The sequence below is a fragment of the Kitasatospora sp. NPDC050543 genome, from assembly GCF_044457565.1.
Taxonomy (GTDB): domain Bacteria; phylum Actinomycetota; class Actinomycetes; order Streptomycetales; family Streptomycetaceae; genus Kitasatospora.
The window spans coordinates 2,646-28,823 of sequence record NZ_JBITGZ010000012.1 but is presented as its reverse complement, the minus strand read 5'-3'; the positions used below and the strand labels follow the sequence as shown (position 1 = coordinate 28,823).

Below are 26,178 nucleotides of genomic sequence, written 5' to 3'. Positions count from 1 at the left end.
CATGACTGCCGCGAGAGAGCACGCGCCGGGCGAGGCCAGGGTCATCCCGATCGAGTCCGCGCCCAGCTGGCACGAGAGCCCGGCCAAGGGCGTGGCGGACCAGCTCGCCGACGCGCTCGGCGGCGCGCTGGCGGGCCGGCTGGGCCCGGTCGCCACCCGGCTGCTCGGCAAGGGCTGGGAGGGCCGGGCGGCCAACGGCCTGTCCTTCCTGCGCCGCCGGATCACCGGCGACTACGAGGTGGACGAGTTCGGCTTCGACCGCGAGCTGACCGAGGAGGTGCTGCTCTCGCTGCTGCGGCCGATCGCCGAGAAGTACTTCCGGGTCGAGGTACGCGGGATCGAGAACATCCCGGCCGAGGGCGGCGTACTGATCGTCGCCAACCACTCGGGGACGGTCCCGCTGGACGCGCTGATGACGCAGGTCGCCATCCACGACCACCACCCGCTCCACCGGCACCTGCGGATGCTCGCCGCCGACCTGGTGTTCGTACTGCCCGGCGTCAACGAGCTGGCCCGCAAGGCCGGGCACACCCTGGCGTGCAACGAGGACGCCCAGGCGCTGCTGGAGCGCGGCGAGGTGGTCGGGGTCTGGCCGGAGGGCTTCAAGGGCATCGGCAAGCCGTTCTCCGAGCGCTACAAGCTCCAGCGGTTCGGGCGCGGCGGCTTCGTCGCCTCCGCGCTGCGGGCCAGGGTGCCGATCGTGCCGTGCTCGATCGTCGGGGCCGAGGAGACATACCCGATGATCGGCAACGCCAAGACGCTCGCCCGGCTGCTCGGGCTGCCGTACGTGCCGATCACGCCGACCTTCCCGTGGCTGGGGCCGCTGGGCGCCGTCCCGCTGCCGACCAAGTGGACGATCCAGTTCGGCGAGCCGATCGCGACCGACAGCCACCCGCCGGAGGCGGCGGACGACCCGATGCTGGTCTTCGACCTGACCGACGAGGTCCGCGAGACGATCCAGCACACGCTCTACAAGCTGCTGGTGCAGCGGCGGTCGGTCTTCTTCTGACCCCGCTCCGGTGGGCCGGGCTCGCTCCGCCGCCCACCACCGGGCCACCGGTGCGCCGCGCAGGCCGCGCACGCCGGGCATGGCGCCCTCGCACGTACGCCGACGGCGGTGGGGCCGGGCAGCCGCCCGGCCCCACCGCCGTCCGTCAGGGCGTCAGCCCAGCACCCGCAGACCCGGCAGCAGGCCGGGGACGAGCGGGGGCAGGTCGAGCCCCTGTTGGCCGCCCGGGGCAGTGCTGGGCGTGCCGGTGGGCTGGGGCGCCGTGGCCGGGGTGGCGTCCGCACTCGGCGAGGGCTTGACGCCGGTGCCCGGCACCGGAGCCGTGATGCCGTTGGTCAGCCCGTCGACCAGGGTGCCCACCCCGTCCGGGGGAGTGCTCGGCACACCGCTCGGGACGTTGACCGAGCCCCCGCCGGCGCCGCCGCTGGGCGTGCTGCCCGTGGAGGGCGCCTTGCCGGTGGCCCCCGCCTTGCCGCCGCTCGCAGCGCCGTCGCCGGCGCTGCCCGAGCCCGCCGGGCTGCCGCCCTGGCTCTGGCCTTCCGCGGGGGCCGCCGGGGACTTCGAAGTCCCGCCGCCCGCACCGGAGCCGGATCCCTGGCCGCCCTTGGCGGGCGGATGGACCAGACGCAGGGGCGCGACGTCCTCGCTTATGTCGTCGAAGAGGCGGTCGACCCGGCTGACCTCCTGGGTGAGCTGGGCGGGCAGCCGGTCCTGGAGCTGCGCCCAGCGCCCGTCCTCGCCCTCGGCGAAGCCGGCCAGCTTGCGCATCGGTTCGAGTGAGCCGTTGCTGCGGTAGACCGAGCGCAGCAACTCCCGGCCCTTGATGGCCTCGGTGTGCATGTCGGCGAGCGCCCGGCGGACCTGCTCCACCGTGTCCGGGCTGAGCGCGGAGGGCGAACCGGCCCGTCCGATCAGCCCCTGCGCCTCGCCGAGCCTGGTCGAGGCCTGGTCGAGCAGCAGCGCGCCGCGCTCGCTGTCGGAGCCCGCGAAGCCCAGCTGGAGGCCCTCGAGTCCACGCTTCATCCCGTAGAGCGTGTCGCCCGGGAGGGCGTTCCCACTCGCGGCGGCGGCGCCGGCGAAGCTGCCGACGGCGATGCCGGCGACCAGCCCGCCGATCGCGAACCTGCGGCTCCAGCGCCCGCGGGGCAGGGCCTTGGCGACGCGGTGCCTGCGCTGGCGGGGGACGGTGACCGCCGGCCCACCCGCGAATGCCTGCTCGAACGCGGCCATCAGCCGGGCGCGTTGGACCGTTCGGACGTCAGCGTCCAGCTGCGGGCCCGGCAGGGCGCCGAGCGAGTCCGCCATGGCGATCATGGTGGCCATCGCGGCCCCGCGCTCCAGAGCGCCCTCGGCGGGCCCCGTATCGCTTCGGTGCTCTACCTGGTGGGCCTCCAGCGCCTCGGCGAAGGCCTTCGCCCGCCGGTGCTCCAGCACGTTTGCCGTCACGGGCCACACCTCCCTTCGTCGTTGTCGACACCCCGGCCCGCCGGGCGGTTGCCTCGGCGGGCCAAAGCCACTCCATCGGGTGAGAGGTCGCGATCCGGCTTGACCGTACGCCTGGTGGAGGCTTGCACGCTGGGCAACGAGCGGCGAGGGCGGTCGGTTACGCACGACTGATCATCGGACCGACCCTTCACCCGGACGTGTCGGCCGGAAAGTCCTGGTGACGATCCGTCGGACAGCCTCCCGGGCCGGCGAGCGCTCACCTGGCGTCGGCTGGGAGCAACCGGGCCAGCGTCCTGACCGCGCGGTACTGGAGCGTCTTGATGGCGCCCTCGTTCTTGCCCATGATCCGTGCCGTCTCGGCGACCGAGAGGCCCTGAAGGAAGCGCAGCGTCACGCACTCCTGCTGCTGCGGGTTGAGCCGCCGTACCGCCTCCAGCAGGGCGGCGTTGGAGAGCGACTCCAGCACCGAGTCCTCGGGGCTGCGCTCGCACTCGTTGGAGTCCAGCATCTCGCCGGTGGTGACCTCCAGCCGGAACCGGCTGGACTTGAAGTGGTCGGCCACCAGGTTGCGGGCGATGGTGACCAGCCAGGCGCCGAAGTCCCGGCCCTGCCAGGTGAAGGTGCCGATCCGGCGCAGCGCGCGCAGGAAGGTCTCGCTGGTGAGGTCCTCGGCGGCGGCCCGGCTGCCGACCCGGTAGTAGATGTAGCGGTAGACGGTGTCCGCGTAGTGGTCGTACAGGCCGCCGAAGGCCTCGCTCTCGCCGGCCTGGGCCCGTTCGACCAGCTCCATGATCGGGTTGTGCTCGGTCTCGAAGCCGGGGCTGCTGGGGGCCGTTCTGGTGCGGCCGCGGCCGCCGGTGCCGACGGCGGTGCTCCGCCCGCGCGTACCGGCGCCGGCCCCGGTGCCCGTGCTGGTCGCGGTGGTGCGCAGGATCGCGCCGGGGGGGTGCGGGTGGCCGATCGAGAACGCGGCTCCGGCGGGGACGAGTTGGGGCTGCGGGGCGAAGTTGCTTCGGAGCAGGGTGCGCAGCAGGTCCAGGCCGGTGGAGAGCTGCCGGGCGGAGACCTGCCGGCCGCGGGGGGAACGGGAGCACAGGGGCGCGGGCGACGGGCGGGAGGGAGCAGGCGCGTCGTTCCGGACGGGTGGGTACACGGGACTCCCAGAGGCAGAACTGTGGACGGATCACCTCCGCCTGCGCGGAGAGCACACACCTCCACGCCCTCGGTCAGAAGGGACGCGTGAGGCGGTGTGCATCCAGGAGAGAATAACGCTTTGTGCAATGACAGCTACACCCTGTGGTCGAAGTGGTCGTTTGAGATCCGCAACACGCGCATATCCAGCTGATACTGATCGAACATGTCATCATTCACTCGGCTCAACGTGACCGGTTGGGCGCGCTCGGTGACCAATTTGGCGGCAGAGTGGGCCGTTTCCCTGAGTTGGACCCCGGCAATCCCCGACTTTGCCCGGTTGTCGAACGATCAGATCCGGTCAGCGAGTGGCAGGTTCGCAAGGAGGGGGCGGCCGGTAACCGGCGGGTCCCCAGGGTTCGCCCGTACGAGGGCTCCCGCGGGGCGCCCGGGTTGACGCCATGTCCCCCGGTCAGGCGGGGCGACGGCCCGCCCCGGAGCCGTGGGCGCCGGCTCAGGCGCGGTGCCGGCGGCGCAGCGCCACGCCCGCGGCGGTGGCCCCCGCCGCCACGCCGAGCCCCGCGGCCGCGGGGATCCCCACCCGGGCGGCCTTACGGCCGGTACGGAAGTCGCGCACCCGCCAGCCCATCGCCCGGGCGTGCCGGCGCAGCGCGCCGTCCGGGTTCACCACGTACGGGTGGCCCACCAGGGAGAGCATCGGGATGTCGTTGGCGGAGTCGCTGTAGGCGGCGCAGCGGTCCAGGTCCAGCTGCTCGCGGCGGGCCAGCGCGCAGACCGCGGCGGCCTTGGCCGGCCCGTGCAGCAGCTCGCCGACCAGCCGGCCGGTGTAGACGCCGTCGTGGGCCTCGGCGACGGTGCCCAGCGCCCCGGTCATGCCGAGGCGGCGTGCGATGATCCGGGCCACCTCCTGCGGGGCGGCGGTGACCAGCCAGACCCGCTGCCCGGCGTCCAGGTGCATCTGGACCAGCGCGCGGGTGCCTGGCCAGATCTTCTCGGCGATGACCTCCTCGAAGATCTCCTCGCAGATCGCCTCCAGGTCGGCCGTCGGCTTGCCGGCGACCAGGGCGAGCGCGGTGTGCTGGGCGTCGGCCATGTGGGCCGGATCCTCGGTGCCGTGCAGCCGGAACCAGGCCTGCTGCCAGGCGAAGCGGGCCACGTCCCGGCGGGTGAAGAAGCGGCGGCGGTAGAGCCCGACCCCCAGGTAGAAGATCGCGGCGCCGCGCAGGATGGTGTTGTCGCAGTCGAAGAACGCGGCGGCGTGCGGGTCGTCCGGGTCCGGGGTGTGGTTGCCGGCGGGGGCCTTGGGCGCCTTGCCGGGCTTCTGCTCCACCGGCGCGTCCGGCTCCAGGGAGGCCACGGAAGCCTCGGGCGCCACGGGCTCCGCGGACGCTCCGGGATGGGTCGGCGCGCCGGGCTGCGGCGGGCGCGGCGCGGTCTGCGCCGCCTCGGCGGCGGCCTCGCCCGCCAGGGCGGTGCGCTCGGTCGGGGAACGCCTAGTCCGGGAGAGCCTTCGCAGCGCGGCCATGGCACCGAGCATAGCCAGCCGCCCGGGCCGGGCCCGTGACGGCCGTGTGCCGCCGGAGTAAACAGCCCACGTCCGGGCCATGGCCGCGGTGCGGGTGCGGCCGTGGCGCACAATGGCCGGGTGAGTCCTCTGCTGCGACGTGACAAGAGCCGGAGCCCGAAGCCGGCCGACCGTACCGTGACCCTGATCGGCAAGCCGGGCTGCCATCTGTGCGACGACGCCCGGGCGGTGATCCTGCGGGTGATCGGGGAGCTCGGAGCCGCCTTCGAGGAACTGGACATCACCCGGGACGAGGCGCTCCACCGCGAGTACGCGGAGCAGATCCCGGTGACCCTGATCGACGGCAGGCAGCACGACTTCTGGCGGGTCGACGAGCGCCGGCTGCGTGCCGCGCTCGGCGCCTGACCGCCCGCCCGACCCTCCGCCCGACGGCCCGCCGACCCTCCGCCTGACGGCCCGGCGGGCCCGGGCGGTCCCGTCACCCCCGCCGATCGGCGGGGGTGGTACGCCGAATCGTTGTGAACCGGACCGGAATCGGCTTGGAGTTCGATCTCTTGGTCGGCTTACGATCTAACACGTTTTGCGCCACGGGGGCCGAGCACAAGAGGAGAGCAGCCATGCTTCCCGGCCAACGCCCAGGGGCGGCCCCCGCCGCCGGGGGCTTCGCCGTGGTCGATGTGGAGGCCACCGGTCGCAGTCCGTGGCGCCACCGGGTGGTCGAGATCGCCGTCGTGCTGCTGGACGGCCAGCTGCGGCCCGAGGGCGAGCTCTCCACCCTGCTCGACCCGCTGGGCCCGGTCGGCCCGACCCACGTCCACCGGATTTCCCAGGCCGACGTGGTCGGAGCCCCGCGCTTTCGCGAGGTCGCCCCGCAACTGCTGGAGATGCTCGCCGGCCGGGTCCTGGTCGGCCATCACGTGAGCTGCGACCGCGCGTTCCTGGATCGTGAGTTCGCCCGGATCGGGGTGCCGATGCCGGCCGTCCCGCTGCTGTGCACCATGCGCCTGGCCCGCGCCCACCTGCCCGAGGCGGGCGGCTTCGGCCTCTCGGCCTGCGTGGAGGCGGCGGGCCTGGGCTGGTACCCGGCGCACACGGCGCTCGGCGACGCGCGCGCCACCGCCGACCTGCTGCGCCACTGTGTACGCGAGCGCTCCTGCCCGCCGGCCGACTGGGCCGGACCGCTGCGCGAGGCGGCCCTGTTGCCGTGGCCGCGGCTCGGCCGGGCGCGCTCCCGGCGGGACTGCGCCGAGGTGCCGCTGATCAGACGGGAGCCGCAGTTCGGGCCGTGGCCACTGGGAGCCGAGCCCCCGGCCGCGTCGCTCGGCCCGGCCGGTGCTATGGGGCTTCCGGCGTGATGCGCGTCACTGTGTGCGGACAAATCGGACACCATCTTTGTGCACACGTTCACAAACGCATAGCCTGGCTGCCTAAGCCCAGCTTCACCCACAGGAGCACCGTGGCAATCGGCCGATCCACACAGAGCAGTTCGCAGGCGCCCGACCAGGGCGCCGCGCGCCGACCCTCGCGTGCCCGGGGTATCCCGGAGGCGACCGTCGCCCGTCTCCCGCTGTACCTGCGGGCCCTCACCGCGCTGTCCGAGCGCTCGGTGCCGACCGTCTCCTCCGAGGAGCTGGCCGCCGCAGCAGGGGTGAACTCCGCCAAGCTCCGCAAGGACTTCTCCTACCTCGGTTCCTACGGCACCCGGGGCGTGGGTTACGACGTCGAGTACCTCGTCTACCAGATCTCCCGTGAGCTCGGCCTGACCCAGGACTGGCCGGTCGTGATCGTCGGGATCGGGAACCTGGGCCACGCGCTCGCCAACTACGGCGGCTTCGCCTCCCGCGGCTTCCGGGTCGCGGCCCTGCTGGACGCCGACCCCACCGTGGTCGGCAGCAGCGCCGCCGGGCTCCCGGTCCGCCACATGGACGAGCTGGAGGAGATCGTGGAGAGCCACCACGTCTCCATCGGCGTGATCACCACCCCGCCGGGCGCCGCGCAGCAGGTCTGCGACCGCCTGGTCGAGGCCGGCGTCACCAGCATCCTCAACTTCGCGCCCACCGTGCTGACCGTCCCGGACGGAGTGGACGTGCGCAAGGTCGACCTCTCCATCGAGCTCCAGATCCTCGCCTTCCACGAGCAGCGCAAGGCCGGCGAGGAGCCCGACCGGGGCGAGTCCGTGCTGGACCGCGCCCCCGGCCCGGTCCGGGCCGCGGCCGCCAAGCTGCGGCGCGCCGCAGGCACCGCCAAGGGCAGGGCCGACGCCGAGGCCGAGCCGGCCAAGGGCAAGCCCGCGGCCAAGGGCACCGAGGGCGAACTCTCCGCGGTGATGCCGGCATGAGTCACCGAAACCGTCTGCGCAGGGGGCGGGCATGAGTCTTCTCGTCGTAGGGCTGAGCCACCGGACCGCACCCGTCGGGGTGCTGGAGCGCGCCGCGCTGACCGGTGACGTCCCGACCCGGCTGCTGCACGACGCCGCCGCGACCGCGACCGTCGCCGAGGCGGCGCTGCTCAACACCTGCAACCGGATCGAGCTGTACGCGGACGTGGACAAGTTCCACGCCGGCGTCGCCGAGCTGTCCCTGCTGCTGGCCCACCACAGCGGAGTGGACCTGGAGGAGCTGACCTCGCACCTCTACGTGCACTACGAGGACCGCGCCGTCCACCACCTCTTCTCGGTGGCCTGCGGCCTGGACTCGATGGTCGTCGGCGAGGGCCAGATCCTCGGGCAGCTGCGCGACGCGCTCGCGCGCGCACAGGAGGAGCACACCGCCGGGCGCGACCTCAACGAGCTGTTCCAGCAGGCCCTGCGGGTCGGCAAGCGGGCGCACAGCGAGACGGGCATCGACAAGGCCGGGCAGTCCCTGGTCACCTTCGGCCTGGAGCAGATCGCCGCGGGCGCCGGGGACATCGCCGGCAAGCGGGCGCTGGTGGTCGGCGCGGGCTCGATGAGCTCGCTGGCCGCGGCCACGCTGGTCCGCTCCGGCGTCGGCGACCTGCTGATCGCCAACCGCACCCCCGAGCGGGCCGAGCGGCTGGTGGCCAACCTGGGCGCCGGCGCCGCCCGGACGCTCGAACTGGCCAAGGTGCCGCAGGCGCTCGCCGACGTCGACCTGGTGATCTCCTGCACCGGCGCCGCCGGTGTGGTGATCAGCGCCGAGGACGTCGCGGCCGCCGTCGCCGCGCGGACCGCCGACACCCCGCTGGCCTTCCTCGACCTGGCCATGCCGCGCGACGTCGACCACGCCGTACACGAGCTGCCCGGCGCGCTGCTGGTCGACCTGGAGAGCCTCTCGCACGCCCACGCCGCCACCCCCGGCGCCGGGGACGTGGACGCCGTGAGCGCCATCGTCGCCGACGAGGTCGCCGCCTTCGGCGCCGCCCAGCGCGCCGCCCGGATCGCACCGACCGTGGTGGCGCTGCGGGCGATGGCCTCCGAGGTGGTGCTCGCCGAGCTCGGCCGACTGGACTCCCGGCTGCCCGACCTGGACGAGCGCTCCCGCGCGGAGATCTCGCAGACCGTGCGCCGGGTGGTCGACAAGCTGCTGCACGCGCCCACCGTGCGGGTGAAGCAGCTCGCGGCCGAGCCGGGCGGCGCCTCCTACGCGGACGCGCTGCGCGAACTGTTCGACCTCGACCCGGCGGCCGTCCACGCGGTGTCGGGGCCACCGGCCGCCGGACAGCTCGGCGCCCAGGCGAAGCCCGCCAACGGCACCCTCGCCGGCGGGGGCACCAGATGAACCGTCAGCCATCCCACGAGTACCACCGGGACGATCTCCTCATGAATGGTCAACCGCTCACCGACCAGGCCGGGCCGGCCACCGCGAGAACGCTGCGGCTCGGCACCCGGCGCAGCGCGCTCGCGATGGCCCAGTCGGGCATGGTCGCCCGCGAGGTGACCCGGGTCACCGGTCACCCCGTCGAGCTGGTGGAGATCACCACCTACGGCGACACCTCCCGAGAGGCGCTCGCGCAGATCGGCGGCACCGGCGTCTTCGTCTCCGCCCTGCGCGACGCGCTGCTGGAGGGCCGGATCGACTTCGCCGTGCACTCCCTCAAGGACCTGCCCACCGCCGAGCCCGACGGCCTGCGGCTGGCCGCCGTGCCCGAGCGCGAGGACGCCAGGGACGCCCTGGTCGCCCGCGACGGCCTGAGCCTGGACGAGCTGGTCGAGAAGCTCGCCGGCAGCGGGCGCACCGCCCGGATCGGCACCGGCTCACCGCGCCGGATGGCCCAGCTGAACGCCTGGGCGCGCGAGCGCGGCACGGCCGTCGAGACCGTCGCGATCCGCGGCAACGTCGATACCAGGATCGGCTTCGTCGCCTCCGGCGAGCTGGACGCCGTCGTGCTCGCCACGGCCGGCCTCAACCGGCTCGGCCGCGGCGGTGAGATCACCCAGCACCTCGACGCCGAGCTGATGCTCCCGGCCCCCGGCCAGGGCGCACTCGCCATCGAGTGCCGGGCCGGTGACACCGGGCTGGCCACCGGGCTCGCCCTGCTGGACCACGGCCCCACCCGGGCCGCCGTGGCCGCCGAGCGCGCCTTGCTGGCCGCCCTCGAAGCCGGTTGCTCGGCCCCCGTCGCGGCTCTCGCGACCTGGGCCGGTCCGAAAGAACTTCAGCTGGAAGGTGTGGTCGGCACTGTTGACGGCCGCACCCTGCTGACGATGTCCGCCTCTGGTCCGCTCGCCCCCGGTGAGACGGCCGAGCAGCAGGCGCAGGCCCTCGGCCACGCCCTCGCCGCCCGGCTGCTCGACGGCGGCGCGGCCACTCTGATGGGGGAGCGAGCCCGATGAGCCCCACCGCCGCCACCGACACCCCGCTCCCGGCCGGAGCCTGTGCTCCCACCGGGCGCTGCACCTTCCTCGGCGCGGGACCGGGGGATCCGGGGTTGCTGACCCTGCGGGCGGTCGAGGTGCTCGGCTCGGCCGACATCCTCGTCGCCGACCCGCTCACCGCCGCCGCCGTCCGCAGCCACTGCCCGGCCGGCGTCCAGGTGCACACCCTGGGCGCGCAGGACGCCGACGGCGGGTTCGACCTCGCCAAGCTGGTCACCGAGGCCGTCGCCGCCGGTAAGCACGTGGTGCGCACCGTCGACGGTGACCCGGGCCTGGACGGCTGCGCCGCCGAGGAGATGCTGCTCTGCGCGCAGGCCGCCGTCCCGTTCGAGGTGATCCCGGGCGTCGCCCAGTCGGTCGGCGTGCCCGCGTACGCCGGCGTGCCGCTGCGCGGTGTGGGCGGTACGGACGTGCGCTTCGTGGACGGCGCGGCGCTGCTGGCCGGCGGTCCGGTGGACCTCGGTGCGCCGGAGACCACGCTGGTCGTCCGCACCACGCTGGGTCAGCTGCCGGCCACCGCCAACGCGCTGGTCGCCAACGGCCGCAAGCCGGACGCCGCGTTCTGCGCGACGCTCTCCGGCACCACCACCCGCCAGCGGACCTTCACCGCGACGCTGGCCACCATCGCCGCCGACCTGAAGGCCGCCCGGGTGCTGCCCTCGCCGGTCTCGGCCCCGGTGGATCCGGCGACCTCGGTGATAGCCGTGGTCGGGGAGCAGATCGCCCACCGCTCCTCGCACTCCTGGTTCGAGACCAAGCCGCTGTTCGGCTGGAACGTGCTGGTGCCGCGCACCAAGGAGCAGGCCACCGGCCTGTCCGAGCAACTGCGCTCCTACGGCGCGGTGCCGCAGGAGGTGCCCACCATCGCGGTGGAGCCGCCGCGCACCCCGCAGCAGATGGAGCGGGCCATCAAGGGTCTGGTGACCGGCCGCTACGAGTGGATCGCCTTCACCTCGGTGAACGCGGTGCGCGCCGTGCGGGAGAAGTTCGAGGAGTACGGGCTGGACGCCCGCGCCTTCGCCGGCATCAAGGTCGCGGCGGTCGGCGAGACCACCGCGCAGGCGCTGGTCGACTTCGGTGTGAAGCCCGACCTCGTCCCCTCCGGAGAGCAGTCCGCCGCCGGTCTGCTGGAGGACTGGCCACCGTACGACCCAGTCTTCGACCCGATCGACCGGGTGCTGCTGCCGCGCGCCGACATCGCCACCGAGACCCTGGTGGCCGGCCTGGTCGAGCTGGGCTGGGAGGTCGACGACGTGACGGCGTACCGGACGGTGCGTGCCTCGCCGCCGCCGGCCGAGACCCGTGAGGCGATCAAGGGCGGCGGCTTCGACGCCGTGCTCTTCACCTCGTCCTCGACGGTGCGCAACCTGGTCGGCATCGCGGGCAAGCCGCACAACGTGACGATCATCGCGTGCATCGGCCCGGCCACCGCCAAGACCGCCGAGGAGCACGGCCTGCGGGTCGACGTGATGGCCCCGGCGCCGTCGGCCTCGGCCCTGGCCCAGGCACTGGCAGACTTCGGTGGGCGCCGTCGTGACACCGCCACGGCCGCCGGTGAGCCGGTCTACCGGCCCAGCGAGCGCCGCCCCGGTTCGCGCCGCAAGGCCCGCTGAGTCGCCGAGTACCCGCGTCGGGGGAGGCCCGCAGCCTCCCCCGGCGTCTCAACGCTGCACGCTCGACCGTTCGGAGAGAGAAGCCGTGTCCGCTGAATTCCCGTACGTACGCCCGCGCCGCCTGCGCTCGACCCCGGCGATGCGCCGGCTGGTAGCGCAGACCCGGCTGCACCCGGCGGAGCTGATCCTGCCGCTGTTCGTCCGCGAGGGTGTGAGCGAGCCGGTGCCGATCGGCTCGATGCCCGGCGTGGTCCAGCACACCAGGGACACCCTGCGCCGCGCCGCGGCGCAGGCGGCCGAGGCCGGCCTCGGCGGGGTGATGCTGTTCGGCGTCCCCGAGGTGCAGGACGCGATCGGCAGCGAGGGCACCAACCCGGACGGCATCCTCCAGCAGGCGATCCGGGACGTCGTCTCGGAGGCCGGCGACTCGCTCGTGGTGATGTCCGACCTCTGCCTGGACGAGTACACCGACCACGGCCACTGCGGTGTGCTGGCCGCCGACGGCAGCGTGGACAACGACGCGACGCTGGAGCGCTACGCCGAGATGGCCGTGGTGCAGGCCGATGCGGGCGTCCACCTGGTCGGCCCGTCCGGGATGATGGACGGCCAGATCGGCGTGGTCCGCCGGGCGCTGGACGCGGCGGGCCACCAGGACACCGGCATCCTCGCCTACACCGCCAAGTACGCCTCGGCGTTCTACGGCCCGTTCCGGGAGGCCGTCGGCTCGTCTCTCACGGGCGACCGCAAGGCCTACCAGCAGGACCCGGCCAACGCCCGGGAGTCGCTGCGCGAGCTGGCGCAGGACCTCGCCGAGGGCGCGGACATGGTGATGGTCAAGCCCGCCATGGCGTACCTGGACATCGTGCGGCAGATCGCCGACGCCTCGCCGGTGCCGGTCTCCGCATACCAGGTGTCGGGTGAGTACGCGATGGTCGAGGCCGCCGCCGCGAACGGCTGGGTGGACCGGGAGCGGATGATCCTGGAGACGCTCACCTCGATCCGCCGGGCCGGGGCCGACCAGATCCTCACCTACTGGGCCCTTGAGGCGGCCCACCTGCTGGCTCGCGGCTGAGGCATCGCCGGCCCCGGCGCCGCGCCCGCAGAACCGGCGGGCCGGGCAGAGCCGCATGGGCGGCCCTGCCCGGCCTGAGGGGGGACACGATCCACGGAAGGTGCCCGGGAACCGCGTCATAGGTCAGAGTCGCGCACCGCCCTGCCCCGGGGGGTGTCCCGAGGGCGGGCGGGGTGCTCAGCGCTCGCGGTTGACCCAGGGGTTGCGGGAGATGTTGGCGCACGTGGTGTTGACGTCGATCTTGCCCGTGGGAGCGGTGCCGCTGAGGACGGTCGTGATGCCGCCGAACGTGTCGCAGTCGTTGCTCTGGTTCGCCCTGCCCGTCTCATCGAAGTTGACGCAGTCGGTGGTGAAGGAGAGGTCACCCGTCGCCGCGCCCACAGAGGTGTTGAGGATGGTGCCGGAACTGGTGCTGCAGTCGTTGTGCTGGGAACTTCCGAAGCCGAACAGGCTGTCGAGTCCACCCGACCTGGCGCTGGCGGTCGCCGCCGAGGATCCCACGATCGCCGCAGCCGCGAGGGTCAGCGCGGCCAGCTTCATCTTCATGCGCATTGCTGTCTCCAATTCTCGTCCTTCGCCGGTCGGAAGGACGACGGATCCAGCGTCATCCTCACAGGGGGCGATCCTTCGGGTACGCGCCGCCCCTCATGCGATATGAGCTTTCGAATTCAGCCATACGGCCCCGATTCCGGTATGCGCAGGCGGGGTTCGGGAAGCCGCCGGCGAACCACGTCCTTCACCATCCACCCCCGCGAGGCGGAAATGCCACACGGACGCGTCAGGTAGCGGTAGCCGGCCTGGCCGCCGTTTTGAACCATCGGGCTCACCATCTCCGCGGCCATCTCCGCGGCCATCGCCGAGCCGCTCCCCGCTCCTCGCGTACAGGCCCCACCCGTCCCGCACCCGCCGGGCCCGCCGACCCGGCCCGCGAGTGGCAGGCCTGAGGTCGCCCCGCCCGACCGGACCGCTCCCGAACAGGACACCCTGACCCGAGCACCCCAGGACGGGCGTCCGACCTGACCGCCCGTCACAACGCGCCTGGAGATGCTCGAACGCCCCACGGTGCCAGCCGCTGGCTACGCCCGTCCGCGGCAAATGGAGTCGTACCCCGGGAGAAGCGGGCGCCCGACCGGTTTGTGGCCGGGGCTTCCGGGCCGGATTCGGCGTTCAGCGCGAAGGCGGTGGTTGGTGCCACTCGGATTGCGAGGCGATGCGGTCCATGTCTTGCTGGAACTAGCCCGCGCCTGCGGCCGGACGCACCGCGGAAACGGCAGGTCTGCCGTCCACGAGGAAGAGAGGCGCAGAAAGCTGGTCCCTGATCCACGGGTGCCGGAATGCCTTCCGGTCCGCGGGTAGCGCCACACGGGAGACGCCATGAACATGACTCTGTCCGAAGCAGTCATCGCGGGCTGTGGGAGCGAGGTACTGGACGCTCTGCCGTTACCCGAGCGGTTCGTTGCGGCGACCGTGCGGCTCAGCGATGTCCACATGTTCAAGGGTGAGCCCGACAAGGACGTGCGCAGGTCGCTGCGAATAGACGCGGTCCCCATGCCTGATCTGGCACCGGACGAGGCGCTGGTCGCGGTCATGGCCAGCGCCGTCAACTACAACACCGTCTGGTCGGCGATGTTCGAGCCGATTCCGACCTTCCACTTCCTGCAACAGATGGGACGGGGCGGTGGCTGGGACGCACGACACGACCTGCCGCACCACGTTCTGGGGTCCGACGCGTCCGGAGTCGTGGTGCGGACCGGGTCGTCCGTACGGCGTTGGCGGGTCGGCGACCATGTGGTCGTCACCCCGGCCTACGTCGACGGACAGGATCCGGCAACCCACAGCGACGGGATGCTCGGCACCGATCAGCGCGCCTGGGGCTTCGAGACCAACTTCGGCGGGCTGGCTCACTTCACCGTCGCGCGGGCCAGCCAGCTGCTGCCCAAACCCGCGCTGCTCACCTGGGAAGAGGCTGCGGTCAACCCGCTGTGCGCCGCCACCGCGTACCGGATGCTGGTGAGTGACCGCGGTGCCCGGATGAAGCAGGGCGACGTCGTACTGATCTGGGGAGCGACCGGAGGTCTGGGCTCCTACGCCGTGCAGTTCGTGCGTAATGGCGGTGGCATCCCGGTGGGTGTGGTGAGTTCGGCGCAGAAGGCCGACACCTTGCGCAAGCTCGGCTGCGAGGTGGTGATCGACCGCTCGGAGATCGGGGGCGGGGACCCCACGCTGCTTCAGCGGCCCGAAGGCTGGAAGAAACTCGGCTCGGCGATACGCGCGGCGGTCGGCGAGGACCCGCACATCGTGTTCGAACACGTGGGCAAGGCGACGTTCGCGGCCTCGGTCTTCATCGCCCGCCGGGGAGGCACGATCGTGACGTGCGGCTCCAGCACCGGGTACGGGCACGAGTTCGACAACCGCTATCTCTGGATGAAGCTCAAGCGCATCATCGGCAGTCATGGCGCGAACCTGCACGAGCAGTGTGAGGTGAACCGGCTGATCACTATGGGCCGGATCGTACCCACGCTTTCGAAGACGTACTCCTTGGACGACGTCGCCGCTGCGGTCCGCAGCGTGCAGGTCAACGAGCACATCGGGAAGGTAGGGGTGCTCTGCCTCGCCCCGGAGCCGGGGTTGGGCGTGACCGACCCCGTGGGGCGGGCACGCATCGGTGAGGATCGCTTCCGTCTCTTCCACGACTGAGCAGGAGCTTGCCACCGCCCGCCCGTGCGGCGTGGGCGGCGTGCGGGCCGCAACGCCGGACCCACGGAAGGTGCAGTCATGACCATCCTGAACGGCAGTCACCTTGGCGACGCTCAGATGCCGGTGACGCAGGAAAGCACACTCGGTCACCTCCTGGCCCAAGCCGCGGCGCACGCCCCGGACTCGCCGGCCTTCACCTTCGTCGACTTCGCCGCCGGCGGCGCCGGTCGGACCGCCGTGTCCACCTGGGGGCAGCTCGATCGTCGGGTGCAGGCGGCGGCCGCCGCTCTGCGTCGTGCCGGCGTCGGCAGTGAACCGGTGGCCGTGGTGGCCTCCCAGTGCCCCGAGTACATCGTCGGCTTCCTCGCGGCCATCCGCGCCGGTGCCATCGCCGTGCCGCTCTTCCCGCCGAGCCTGCCCCGCCATGCGGACAAGCTCGCCGCGGCACTGACCGACGCGCGGCCGACGCACGTCCTCACGACGCGCGCCGAGCGGTCGGCCGTGGCGGCGTTCTGCGCCGAGAGACGCGTTCCGAACCGCACCCGGGTCCTGGCCATCGAAGATCTCACGTCAGGGCACGCCGACCGGGGCGTGTCCGGCGAACTGGCCGGCGTCCGGCCCCGGCCCGAGGACTGTGCCTACCTGCAGTACACCTCGGGGTCGACAAGGACACCGTCCGGTGTCGAGATCACCCATGCCAACGTCGTCGCCAACGTGGGGCACCTGGCGCAGGCCTACGGCATCCACCGGGATCGCAACCACATGGTCGGATGGCTGCCGCTGTACCACGACATGGGCCTGCTGCTGATGGCCCTCCTCCCCGTCGTCCGCCGGGTCCACTCGGTGATCACGGATCCGATGGCCTTCGTGCAGCAACCCGTGCGGTGGCTGCGGTTGCTGTCCGCGTACCCCGGGGCCATCACGGCCGCGCCGAACTTCGCCTTCGACTACTGCGCACGGCGGGTGCGCGAGGAGGACCGGAAGGACCTCGCCCTGGACAAGGTCGCTGTGATGATCAACGGCAGTGAGCCGATCCGCCCCTCGACGCTGAACCACTTCATGGACGCCTTCGGCGGCTGCGGGGCCCGCCGAGTCGCGATACGCCCCTCGTACGGGCTGGCGGAAGCCACGCTGATCGTCTCCGCGTCACCGGCCGAGAAGGAGCCGCAGGTCACCGCCTTCGACCGTGAACGGCTGGCCGGAGGTGTCGCCAGGGTCGCCACGAAGGCCGACCCGCTCACCGTCACCGAACTCGTCGCCTGCGGTCACCCCTACGGGCAGGCGGTGGCCATCGTGGACCCGGCGACCGGCCGGCGGCAACCGGGCGGCGCCGTGGGGGAGATCTGGGTGAGCGGTCCCAACGTCGGACGCGGATACTGGCGCAGCCCACAGAGCAGTGCGGAAACCTTCCGGGCGGTCCTGGCGGAGGAACAACCGGGTGAGGGCGCCGGGAAGTGGCTGCGCACCGGCGACCTGGGAGTGTGGCACGCCGGCCAGCTCTACATCACGGGCCGCCTCAAGGACCTGATCATCATCGACGGCGTCAACCACTACCCCCAGGACCTCGAACTGACCGTGCAGAACGCGCATCCGGCCATCCGCAGGGATCACGTGGCTGCCTTCTCCGTGCCCGCCGAGGAGGGCGAGGGGCTCGTCATCGTCGCGGAGTACGCCCCGTCCGTCGCGGACTCGGAGATGGAGCGCCGGAGCGTGGCCGGCCTGGTGCGCGTGGCCGTCGCCACCGCCCACGCGCTGGCCGTGAGGGACTTCGTCCTCGCACCGCGCAACACCGTTCCCCGCACCACCAGCGGCAAGGTTGCCCGCCGCGCCAGTCGTGACCGCTACCTGAGCGGCGCTTGGACGAGCGCCGGGATACCTGAGGCAGCATCCGGGAGGAGGACGCCATGACAACGGCCGAAGGCGTCGGCGGGAGCACACCGGGTGGTTCGGGGTCCGGCACGAACCCTGCTGCACCGCGGTCGGCGGACGGCGGCGCTCGGATCCGGGACCTCCTGCGTCGGCTGGTCCGCGAGCGGTCGGCCGCGCGGCCGGACGAGGTCGACGACGACAGGCCGCTCGCCGAGTACGGTCTGACGTCCCGTGATGCCGTGACCATCTCCGGGGAGCTGGAGGAGGCTCTCGACATGGTCCTGCCGGCCACCCTGCTGTGGGAGTGTTCCACCATCGACCGGTTGGTGCACCGCCTCACGACGGAAGCAGCGCCGCCCGGCGCGGACGACGAGGCCGCACCCGTCAACGAGGACGCAACGCGCACATCCGGGACGGGCGCAGATCCTCGCAACGAGCCCGTCGCGGTCGTAGGCATCGGCTGCCGTCTGCCCGGCGGCGTCGAGGGGCCGGATGCCTTCTGGGAGTACCTCCTTGCGGGCGGCGACGCGGTCGGGGAGGTACCCGCGGACCGCTGGCAGGACTTCGACGACGGTTCGGCCGACACGGCAGCGGCGCTCGCCCGCACGAGCCGCTGGGGCGCCTTCCTGGACGACATCGCCGGGTTCGACGCCGACTTCTTCGGGATCACCCCCCGCGAAGCCGAACTGATGGACCCGCAGCAGCGCCTGCTGCTGGAGGTGACCTGGGAGGCACTCGGCCACGCCGGCGTGCCGCCGTCAGCCCTGGGCGGCACGGCGACAGGGGTGTTCGTCGGTCTCAGCTCCCTCGACTACGGTCACCTCACCGTGGCGGACCTGACGGGTGTGAGCGCCTGGACCAGCACCGGTGCGGCGGGGAGCATCGCGGCCAACCGGCTGTCCTATGTGCTCGACGCGCACGGCCCGAGCATGACGATCGACACCGCCTGCTCGTCGTCGCTCGTCGCGGTGCACCAGGCGTGCCGGAGCCTGCGCGCCGGTGAGTGCGACACCGCGCTGGCCGCAGGGGTCAACGTCCTGCTGTCACCGGCGATCACCGCGAACTTCGACCAGGCCGGTGCACTGGCCCCGGACGGCCGGTGCAAGGCCTTCGACGCCGCGGCCGACGGCATCGTCCGCGGTGAGGGATGCGGCGTCGTGGTGTTGAAGCGACTGGACGACGCGCTGCGCGCGGATGACAGGATCCTCGCCGTCATCCGGGGTACGGCGGTCAACTCCGACGGCCGCTCGTCCGGGATCATGGCGCCCAATCCGGCCGCTCAGGAGGCTCTGCTGCGCGATGCCCTCCGCGACGCCGACGCCGACGCGGACGCCATCGACTATGTCGAGGCGCACGGTACGGGTACGTTGCTCGGCGATCCCATCGAGGCGGGCGCCCTGGGCGCGGTCCTGGGACGCGGCCGCCCGGCCGACCGGCCGCTGCTCATCGGTTCCGTGAAGACCAACGTGGGACACCTGGAAGGTGCGGCGGGCATCGTGGGTCTGATCAAGACGGCGCTGTCGCTGCACCACGGCGTCCTTCCCGCCAGCCTGCACTTCCGCACGCCCAACCCGCACATCGACTTCGCCGCGATGCGCCTGCGCGTCGTCAGCGAGGCCGTCGAGTGGCCGCGGGAGCGGCCTCGCCGGGCACTGGCGGGCGTGTCCGCCTTCGGCTTCGGCGGCACCAACGCGTGTGCCGTGGTCGAGCAGTGGGCCCCGGCCGGTACCGAGGCGCAGGCGGCCCGGGAGGACGGCGGGCCGACCACCCCGGAGCCCGCCGCTGCGGACGGCGGCGCGCACGTCCTGGTCGTGACCGCCCGGTCGGCAGACCGGCTCGGCGACACGGCCCGTGGTCTGGCCGACCACCTGACGTCCGGGCCCGGCCGACGGACGCCGCTGCGGGACATCGCGTACACCCTCGGGCACAGCCCACGCGGCACAACAACGGCCGCTGTCGTGGGACGCGGACACCAGGCCCTCGCGGCCGGACTCCTCGCGCTCGCACACGACCGGCCCGTCCCCGGTGTCGTGCGCCCCGCCGAAATCGCCGACACCGCGGCCCTCACCAACCGAGGACCCGTGTTCGTCTTCTCCGGATACGGGGCCCAGTGGCACGGGATGGGCCACCGCCTCCTCGCGGACGACACCGCGTTCGCCGCGGCCGTGGACGACCTGGACCCGGTGTTCGCGGCCGAGACCGGCACACCCCTGAGCGACCTGATCGCCGGCGGTGTACCGGTCACCGCCGTCGACCGCACGCAGCCCCTGCTGTACGGCCTTCAGCTGGCGCTCGCCCGAACCTGGCAGGCCTACGGCGTCGAACCCGGGGCCGTCATCGGCCACTCCATGGGAGAGGTGGCCGCAGCCGTGGTCGCGGAGTCCCTCGATGCACGTGACGGACTACGGGTGATGCTGAGCCGCTCCGCCCTGCTCGCCTCGGTCGCCGGAGCACACCTCGGTGCCATGGCCACGGTCGCGCTGTCCGAGGAACTCCGAGCCGCAACGCTGGCGCGGTTCCCGGACATTGAGGTCGCCGTGCACTCCTCGCCACTGCGGTGCACCGTCACCGGTCCCGCGCAGCCGGTGGCCCGGCTGGTCGCCGAACTGGAGGAAGCGGGCTGTGACGCCCGCCTGCTCGACGTCGAAGGCGCCGGTCACTCGGCCGCGGTGGACCCCGTGCTGCCCGCCCTGCGCCGAGCCCTCGGGGACATCCGCGGCCGGCCGCCCGTCATCACCTGGTACGGAACGGTGTCCGAGGACCCGCGCACGGTGCCCGTGGCCGACGCCGACTACTGGTGCGCCAACTCCCGCCGCCCGGTGCGGCTCCGGCACGCGGTGGCGGCAGCGGCGGCCGACGGTCACAGCATCTTCCTGGAGATCTCACCCCACCCGATCGCTGCCCTGCCCGTGCGGGAGACCCTGGGGGAGGTACCTGGCCGCACGACCCTCGTACTGCCCACCGTGCGTCGGGACGACGACGAATCCGTGGTCCTGCGCACCTCCCTCGCGACGCTGCATCTGGCCGGAGCCCAACGTCGGCACGACCTGCTGTGGCCGACAGGCCGTCGGACCGCCCTGCCTGCCCCGCCCTGGCGGCATGCCCGCCACTGGGTCGGCGGAGCGACGCGCAGGCGGACAACTCGCCCGGGCGGACACCCGCTGCTGGGTCTGCGCGTGGACGTACCCGGCACGAGCCGCGTCCTGTGGCAGGGCGACGTCGGCACTGACGGGTGGAACCACACCGAACGGCGACTCCATGGTGCGGCGGTACTGACGCTGGCGGCCTGCGCGCAGATCTTCCTCGCCGCGGCAACCGACGCCACCGGCGTCCGGACGGACGGCGTCCTCGTCAGGGACCTGACGCTTGATCACCTCCTGCCCGTGTCCGACAGCACGGCGATCACGACCGTCTGGGAGCCCACCGGCCCGGATCGGGCCGCCGTGAGCATCCAGACGCGCTCCGCCGCCGGCACCTGGCTGCGCCATGCCTCAGCCACCGTGGAGACCGGACCGGCGAGCCCGCCCCCCGCTCCCGACACGTCGGACGATGACGACGGCTTCGCCATCGAGGTCACCCCGTCCCACCCCGCCGGGTCGGACGCACCGCCGCTGGAGCGGGAGGTGCTGGGCGAGCTGCTGGACGCCTGCCTGCACGCGGCCTCCTGGCCCCAGGAGGAAGTCGGTTCCGCCACGAAGGAACCGGGCGGCGATCCGCCGGCCGCCGGCTCGGGCGGGGTGTTCCCCGTGGCGGTCGGCACCCTGCGGGTGGGCGAGCTCCGGACGCCGCCGCGCCCGTACCGCCTCCACCGCCGTCTCCGCCAGGCCGCCGGATCATCCGCGGGCGCCGACCGCCGGCCGCCGCCGCGCGGCCTCTGGGACATCCGCCTGGCCGGCCACGACGGCGGTACCGTGATCGAGGCGCAGGGCCTGGCACTACGCGTCCCCGAGCCGGCCGAGGTCCCACTCCTGCTGCGGGAGACCACCCACGAGATCGTCTGGGACGAGGTCACCACGCTCCCCGCCGCCGACCGCGTCCCAGCCAACTGGCTGGTGCTCACCACCGGATCTGATGACACGTCCGGCACGGAGAGCCGGTTCGTCCCCCCGCTCAGCTCAGCCCTTGAGCGCCGGGGAGCCAAGGTGACCGTCGGGCACTGCCGCAACGGCTCCGCCGGCCGGCTCCTGGATGCCTGGAGCCAGGACACCGCGGGCGCCGCCGGCTCGGTCGTCCTGCTCTTCACCGGACCGACCGAGGGGCCCGGAGCCCGCGGAGCCGTCCAGGCTGCCGTCGAGGTGGCCCGGCACCTCGCCTCCGGCCCGATGCCGCCCCGGGGTACCACCCCGCGGCTCTGGCTGGTGACCGAGCGGGCCGTGCCGGTGGCCCCGGGAGAGGCCGGAATCCCCGACCGCGGCTGCCTTCGCGGTCTGGTCCGTGTCCTGACCCTGGAGCAACCCCAGCTCAGAGCCTGCCTCGTCGATGTCGATCGCGGCCCGGATCTCGCCGACGACCTCATCCAGGAGCTGCTTGCCGACTCCGAGGCCGACGAGGTCGCCTGGCGTGGCGGCACGCGGTACATCGCCCGCCTCGCTGCCGCCGATCCGGCCGGTGAAGCCGCCGGGATCCGCTTCGCACGCCCGGACGGCGCCTACATCATCACGGGCGGTCTCGGCGGGCTGGGACTGGCCGCCGCCCGCCGGATGGCCGAGCACGGTGCCGGCCGACTCGTGCTGAACGGCCGCCGCCCACCGGCTTCGACGGCGCAGGCCGTCCTGGAGGACCTGCGGCTCCTGGGGGCGTCGGTGGCGGTCGTGCAGGGCAACATCGCGGAACCCGAGGTCGCGGTACGCCTTGTCGAGGCCGCGCTGGCCGAGGGCCATGCCCTGCGCGGTGTCGCCCACGCAGCGGGGGTGCTGCACGACCGCATCATCACGGACCTGGAACCGGACGACGTCGAGAAGGTGTTCCGGGCCAAGGTCGACGGCGCCCTCTGCCTGGAGGCGGCCGTGGCAGGCCACAGCCTCGACTGGTGGTTGGTCTTCAGCTCTGCCGCAGCTCTCCTCGGTTCCCCCGGCCAGGCCGCCTACGCCGCGGCCAACGCCTGGCTGGACGCGCTGGTCCGGCACCGCCGTGCCGCCGGTCTTCCCGCGACATCCATCGCCTGGGGCCCCTGGGCTCGGGTCGGTGCGGCACCGGACGCTGCGGCCATGGCGCTGGAACCCCTCATGCCGACCCAGGGGCTGGATGCCATGCAGCTCCTTCTCGCCAGCGGGCGGCCCCATACCGGCGTCGTGCGCCTGGACGCACGCCGCGTTGCCCAGGCCTACCCGGGTATGGAATCCGTGCCCTTCTTCACGGACCTGCTGCGCGACGCGGCCGGTGGCCCCGACCACTGGGGCGGCCCCGGCGAGCTGGGTACCCTCGGCACCCGGGCGCCGGCAGTGGTCCGCCAACGGCTCGCCGACCGCACCGCCGCCGTCATGGGCTATCGCAGCGAGGACATCGACGGCTCCGTCCCGCTCACCACGCTCGGACTGGACTCCCTGATGGCCGTTCGCATCAGGAACGCGGTCAAGCAGGACTTCGGCATCGTCCTGCCGAGCAACCTGCTGCTGCGCGGCGGCAGCCTCGACGACCTGGCGGACGGACTGCTGAGCGCCCTCGACCTACCCGGCACACCGGAGCCGGCCGGCGCGGACGACAGCCTCCGTTCCGCGCGGCAGCACGGGGACGCGACCGTGGGATCCGGCACGCGGGAGCCGCTGCCGACGACCATCACACCCCGGGACGCCGCCGAGCGGCTGGTCGCGGGCGTGTGGGAGCAGGTGCTCGGCCGACGCCCCGAAGGCGTCCAGCAGAACCTCCGGGCCGCAGGTGGCGATGACGCGGTCGCACACGCCCTGGCAACGGGGATCCGCGCCCGGCTGGCCGAGCCCCCACCTGTCCTCACCGCGCAGCAGATTCTCGCCCACCCCACCGTGGAGTCCATCGCCGACCTGATCCGCCCCGCGGTGAACGGCGACGGCGGGACCTCGCTGCGGGTCCTGCGCGATCCCGGGAGTACGACCACCCGCGCCCCGCTGTTCGTCTTCCACCCAGCCGGCGGCCCCACGTCCGTGTACCGACCGCTCGTCCGGCTTCTTCCGGCGGACCAGCCCGTCTACGGGTTCGACCGCGTTGACGCGCTGGCGTCCATGGAGGAGAAAGCCAACTACTACCTCGGCATGATGCGGCAAATCCAGCCGCAGGGCCCCTACCAGCTGCTCGGCTGGTCCTTCGGCGGCTGTCAGGCCTACGAGGTCGCCGCACAGCTGCGCGATGGCGGCGAGGACGTGGGCTTTCTCGGTCTCATCGACACCATCCTGCCGGCGGCTCTGCCCGGCGCGGACTCGAAGGAGATCGTGCTGGAGCGATTCAGGCGGTTCGCCGACTACGTCGAGACCACGTTCGGCCACCACCTGCCCCTGCCGTACGGGGAGTTGGCCTCCATGACAGATGATGATCAGATCAGCACAGTCATGCGCCTGGTCGCCGGGACAGGACTGTACATGAGCCCTGGCATCCTGGAGCACCAGCGAACCTCGTACGTCGACGCCCGGATCGGTGAGCGCTATCGGCCGCGTCCGTATGCCGAGCACGTCGTGCTCTACCGCGCGCAGGAGCCGCAAGTGATGATCACTGCGCTCGATCCCCGGTACCTGCGCGACGAGCCCGATCTGGGGTGGGCGCCGCTCTGCCCCTCCTTGGAGATCGTCCCGGTGCCGGGCGACCACCTGTCGTTGATCGACCCGCCGCATATCGAGGTCATCGCGCGGCACCTTGCCGGTACCTTGCGCGCGGGCGTCGCCACCTAGGGGTTCGGCGGGACCGGCCGCTGAGGTGACTCTCTCTCCCCCACACGTTGTGGGGGAGGCCCGGAGCCCGGCACCCGCCGCCCGTCGCGGACCAATTTGGGGCCCACACGCGGCGTACGGGTGAACCAACACCGACCGGCGCACCCGGACGAGCCGAATCGGTGTTGATTCATGCGTGACAGCTCACGGCGACTACCAGCTCCTCTCCGATCCCGCCGACGCCTGGACGCTCATGCTCCCCATCGTCCCCGGCCCACGCCCGGCCGACGAGGAGACCGTCGTCCTGAGGAAACCGGCCACGGACACCTTGCAGATCCCGGCGAACGTCGACAGGTGGGTGGAGCTGTCCGAGGCGCTCACGCAGGCGGGTGTTCCGCCGGCCGTGGGCGACGTCGCCGCGTTGCGGCAGATCGCGAAACTGGACCAGGTCGTGGCGGACGCGGTTGTCCGCTGGGTTCTCGTTGCCAACCGGTGGACCCGCTGACGCTTCGGCCGTCCGGTGCGGACCTGGCCTGGCCGTTGGGCCCTACCTGCGGCGGAGCACGGAGCTCGCTCGCGCCGGGTGCTCGGAATCGGGATGGTCGGTTCCGAGGGACCGCTGCAGCCAATGCTGCTGTCCTGTCCGGGCGTCGCGACTCCGTTCCCCGACCGCCGGTCGGTCCGGGCGCGCCGACGGCAACGCGGGGTGGCACGAAGAGGATCACGGGGCACTAGATGCTGGGCGGCAGGAGACGGGTGTAGGTGAGGCCGTTGCTGGTGCCGCCGGGGGTGGTGACGGTGATGCTCACGGGCCCGGCGGTTCCCGGCGGGGCGGTGGCGGTGATCTGGGTGTCGGAGAGGACGGTGAACGAGGCCGGCGTGGTGCCGAACTTCACCGCGCTGGTGGTGGTGAGGTTGGCGCCGGTCAGGGTGACGGCGGTGCCGCCGGAGAGCGGACCCTGGTTCGGTGCCGCACCGCTGAGCGTGGGGAGCGCCAGATAGGTGTAGGCCACGCCGTTGCTGGTGCCGCCGGGGGTGGTGACGGTGACCTGGACCGTGCCGCTGCCGGCCGGCGAGACGGCGGTGATGGTGCTGTCGGAGACGACGGTGAACGAGCTCGCGGCGGTGGTACCGAACTTCACCGCGCTGGTGGTGGTGAGGTTGGCGCCGGTCAGGGTGACGGTGGTACCGCCGGAGAGCGGACCCTGGTCCGGCGCCGCACCGGTGAGCGCGGGGTTGCTCACGTAGTAGTAGAAGACGTTGGGGGCGCTGGTGCCGCCGGGGGCGGTGACGGTGATGCTCACGGGCCCGGCGGTTCCCGGCGGGGCGGTGGCGGTGATCTGGGTGTCGGAGACGACGGTGAACGAGCTCGCGGCGGTGGTACCGAACTTCACCGCGCTGGCACCGGTGAAATGGGTGCCGGTCAGGGTGACGGTGTTGCCGCCGGAGAGCGGACCCTGGTTCGGTGCCGCACCGCTGAGCGTGGGGAGCACCAGGTAGTTGTAGGGGAGGCCGTTGCTGGTGCCGCCGGTGGTGGTGACGGTGACCTGGACCGTGCCGCTGCCGGCCGGCGAGACGGCGGTGATGGTGCTGTCGGAGACGACGGTGAACGAGGCCGACGTGGTGCCGAACTTCACCGCGCTGGTGGTGGTGAGGTTGGTGCCGACGATGGTGACGGTGTTGCCGCCGGCGGCGGTGCCCTGGCTGGGGCTGAGAACGCTCAGGGTCGGGGCGGGCGGGAGGGTGTAGGTGTAGGGGAGGCCGTTGCTGGTGCCGCCGGGGGTGGTGACGGTGACCTGGACCGTGCCGCTGCCGGCCGGCGAGACGGCGGTGATGGTGCTGTCGGAGACGACGGTGAACGAGCTCGCGGCGGTGGTACCGAACTTCACCGCACTGGCACCGGTGAAGCCGCTGCCGACGATGGTGACGGTGTTGCCGCCGAGGGCGGTGCCCTGGCTGGGGCTGAGAACGATGAGGGTCGGGGCGGGCGGGACCGTGTAGGTGTAGGGGAGGCCGTTGCTGGTGCCGCCGGTGGTGGTGACGGTGACCTGGACCGTGCCGCTGCCGGCCGGCGAGACGGCGGTGATGGTGCTGTCGGAGACGACGGTGAACGAGCTCGCGGCGGTGG

At 72.8% G+C, this 26,178-nt stretch carries 17 protein-coding genes; 12 read left to right on the top strand and 5 right to left on the bottom strand.

Annotated elements, in window-relative coordinates:
- The first annotated feature begins 1 nt into the window (after nucleotide 1).
- A complete protein-coding gene (locus ACIBH3_RS16920; protein ID WP_396312744.1) occupies nucleotides 2-1,009 on the top strand; it encodes a lysophospholipid acyltransferase family protein in 1,008 nt (335 codons plus the stop codon).
- 153 nt (nucleotides 1,010-1,162) lie between these two features.
- On the opposite strand, the gene ACIBH3_RS16915 is transcribed toward ACIBH3_RS16920, so the two are convergent.
- From ACIBH3_RS16915 to ACIBH3_RS16905, 3 genes are all read right to left on the bottom strand, one after another.
- Nucleotides 1,163-2,455 (bottom strand): DUF5667 domain-containing protein, encoded by a 1,293-nt coding sequence (locus ACIBH3_RS16915; RefSeq protein WP_396312743.1) that lies wholly within the window; start codon nucleotides 2,453-2,455, stop codon nucleotides 1,163-1,165.
- 256 nt (nucleotides 2,456-2,711) lie between these two features.
- Nucleotides 2,712-3,494, bottom strand: coding sequence for an ECF subfamily RNA polymerase sigma factor, BldN family (locus ACIBH3_RS16910; RefSeq protein WP_396312890.1), 783 nt, complete (start codon nucleotides 3,492-3,494; stop codon nucleotides 2,712-2,714).
- A 606-nt stretch (nucleotides 3,495-4,100) separates the two neighbouring features.
- On the bottom strand, nucleotides 4,101-5,132 hold the full coding sequence (locus ACIBH3_RS16905) for an HAD-IB family hydrolase (protein ID WP_396312742.1): 1,032 nt from the start codon (nucleotides 5,130-5,132) through the stop codon (nucleotides 4,101-4,103).
- Nucleotides 5,133-5,252: 120 nt separating this feature from the next.
- Between ACIBH3_RS16905 and ACIBH3_RS16900 the strand changes: the two genes are divergently transcribed.
- The 7 genes from ACIBH3_RS16900 to hemB all read left to right on the top strand — a co-directional run bounded on the left by ACIBH3_RS16900 (nucleotide 5,253) and on the right by hemB (nucleotide 12,651).
- Nucleotides 5,253-5,537: a glutaredoxin family protein gene (locus tag ACIBH3_RS16900; RefSeq protein WP_396312741.1), complete on the top strand. Its 285-nt coding sequence runs from the start codon at nucleotides 5,253-5,255 to the stop codon at nucleotides 5,535-5,537.
- Between the two features lie 212 nt (nucleotides 5,538-5,749).
- Nucleotides 5,750-6,487 carry an exonuclease domain-containing protein gene (locus ACIBH3_RS16895; RefSeq protein ID WP_396312740.1) on the top strand — a complete coding sequence of 246 codons (738 nt, stop codon included), beginning with the start codon at nucleotides 5,750-5,752 and terminating at the stop codon, nucleotides 6,485-6,487.
- 101 nt (nucleotides 6,488-6,588) lie between these two features.
- Nucleotides 6,589-7,470, top strand: a complete 882-nt coding sequence (locus ACIBH3_RS16890; RefSeq protein ID WP_396312739.1) for a redox-sensing transcriptional repressor Rex — start codon at nucleotides 6,589-6,591, stop codon at nucleotides 7,468-7,470.
- A gap of 31 nt (nucleotides 7,471-7,501) precedes the next feature.
- Entirely contained in the window at nucleotides 7,502-8,869 is a 1,368-nt protein-coding gene (locus ACIBH3_RS16885) for a glutamyl-tRNA reductase (protein ID WP_396312738.1), read from the top strand.
- Between the two features lie 41 nt (nucleotides 8,870-8,910).
- Nucleotides 8,911-9,924 carry a hydroxymethylbilane synthase gene (hemC, locus tag ACIBH3_RS16880; RefSeq protein ID WP_396312737.1) on the top strand — a complete coding sequence of 338 codons (1,014 nt, stop codon included), beginning with the start codon at nucleotides 8,911-8,913 and terminating at the stop codon, nucleotides 9,922-9,924.
- Nucleotides 9,921-11,579, top strand: coding sequence for a uroporphyrinogen-III synthase (locus ACIBH3_RS16875; RefSeq protein WP_396312736.1), 1,659 nt, complete (start codon nucleotides 9,921-9,923; stop codon nucleotides 11,577-11,579). The genes hemC and ACIBH3_RS16875 overlap by 4 nt, the downstream gene beginning before the upstream one ends.
- An 85-nt stretch (nucleotides 11,580-11,664) precedes the next feature.
- Nucleotides 11,665-12,651 (top strand): porphobilinogen synthase, encoded by a 987-nt coding sequence (hemB, locus tag ACIBH3_RS16870; RefSeq protein WP_396312735.1) that lies wholly within the window; start codon nucleotides 11,665-11,667, stop codon nucleotides 12,649-12,651.
- Between the two features lie 177 nt (nucleotides 12,652-12,828).
- Here hemB and ACIBH3_RS16865 read toward each other — a convergent pair whose 3' ends face one another.
- Complete coding sequence (locus ACIBH3_RS16865; RefSeq protein WP_396312734.1) at nucleotides 12,829-13,203, bottom strand: hypothetical protein; 375 nt, start codon at nucleotides 13,201-13,203, stop codon at nucleotides 12,829-12,831.
- Between the two features lie 828 nt (nucleotides 13,204-14,031).
- Here ACIBH3_RS16865 and ccrA point away from each other — a divergent pair.
- From ccrA to ACIBH3_RS16845, 4 genes are all read left to right on the top strand, one after another.
- Nucleotides 14,032-15,348, top strand: coding sequence for a crotonyl-CoA carboxylase/reductase (gene ccrA, locus ACIBH3_RS16860; RefSeq protein ID WP_396312889.1), 1,317 nt, complete (start codon nucleotides 14,032-14,034; stop codon nucleotides 15,346-15,348).
- Between the two features lie 78 nt (nucleotides 15,349-15,426).
- Nucleotides 15,427-17,256: a fatty acyl-AMP ligase gene (locus ACIBH3_RS16855; RefSeq protein ID WP_396312733.1), complete on the top strand. Its 1,830-nt coding sequence runs from the start codon at nucleotides 15,427-15,429 to the stop codon at nucleotides 17,254-17,256.
- Nucleotides 17,253-24,071: an SDR family NAD(P)-dependent oxidoreductase gene (locus tag ACIBH3_RS16850; RefSeq protein ID WP_396312732.1), complete on the top strand. Its 6,819-nt coding sequence runs from the start codon at nucleotides 17,253-17,255 to the stop codon at nucleotides 24,069-24,071. The genes ACIBH3_RS16855 and ACIBH3_RS16850 overlap by 4 nt, the downstream gene beginning before the upstream one ends.
- Nucleotides 24,072-24,246: 175 nt before the next feature.
- Nucleotides 24,247-24,555, top strand: a complete 309-nt coding sequence (locus ACIBH3_RS16845; RefSeq protein WP_396312731.1) for a hypothetical protein — start codon at nucleotides 24,247-24,249, stop codon at nucleotides 24,553-24,555.
- A gap of 226 nt (nucleotides 24,556-24,781) precedes the next feature.
- Here the strand turns inward: ACIBH3_RS16845 and ACIBH3_RS16840 are convergent.
- A partial coding sequence (locus ACIBH3_RS16840; RefSeq protein ID WP_396312730.1) for an IPT/TIG domain-containing protein occupies nucleotides 24,782-26,178 on the bottom strand: 1,397 nt, incomplete at its 5' end.

What these genes read in the sequence shown, in the direction of transcription:
- hemC (WP_396312737.1), top strand. Translation starts at nt 8,911, where the DNA reads ATGAATGGTCAACCGCTCACCGACCAGGCCGGGCCGGCCACCGCGAGA.
- ACIBH3_RS16905 (WP_396312742.1), bottom strand. Translation starts at nt 5,132, where the DNA reads ATGGCCGCGCTGCGAAGGCTCTCCCGGACTAGGCGTTCCCCGACCGAG.
- ACIBH3_RS16885 (WP_396312738.1), top strand. Translation starts at nt 7,502, where the DNA reads ATGAGTCTTCTCGTCGTAGGGCTGAGCCACCGGACCGCACCCGTCGGG.
- ACIBH3_RS16895 (WP_396312740.1), top strand. Translation starts at nt 5,750, where the DNA reads ATGCTTCCCGGCCAACGCCCAGGGGCGGCCCCCGCCGCCGGGGGCTTC.
- ACIBH3_RS16855 (WP_396312733.1), top strand. Translation starts at nt 15,427, where the DNA reads ATGACCATCCTGAACGGCAGTCACCTTGGCGACGCTCAGATGCCGGTG.
- ACIBH3_RS16865 (WP_396312734.1), bottom strand. Translation starts at nt 13,203, where the DNA reads ATGCGCATGAAGATGAAGCTGGCCGCGCTGACCCTCGCGGCTGCGGCG.
- ACIBH3_RS16920 (WP_396312744.1), top strand. Translation starts at nt 2, where the DNA reads ATGACTGCCGCGAGAGAGCACGCGCCGGGCGAGGCCAGGGTCATCCCG.
- ACIBH3_RS16875 (WP_396312736.1), top strand. Translation starts at nt 9,921, where the DNA reads ATGAGCCCCACCGCCGCCACCGACACCCCGCTCCCGGCCGGAGCCTGT.
- ACIBH3_RS16850 (WP_396312732.1), top strand. Translation starts at nt 17,253, where the DNA reads ATGACAACGGCCGAAGGCGTCGGCGGGAGCACACCGGGTGGTTCGGGG.
- ccrA (WP_396312889.1), top strand. Translation starts at nt 14,032, where the DNA reads ATGACTCTGTCCGAAGCAGTCATCGCGGGCTGTGGGAGCGAGGTACTG.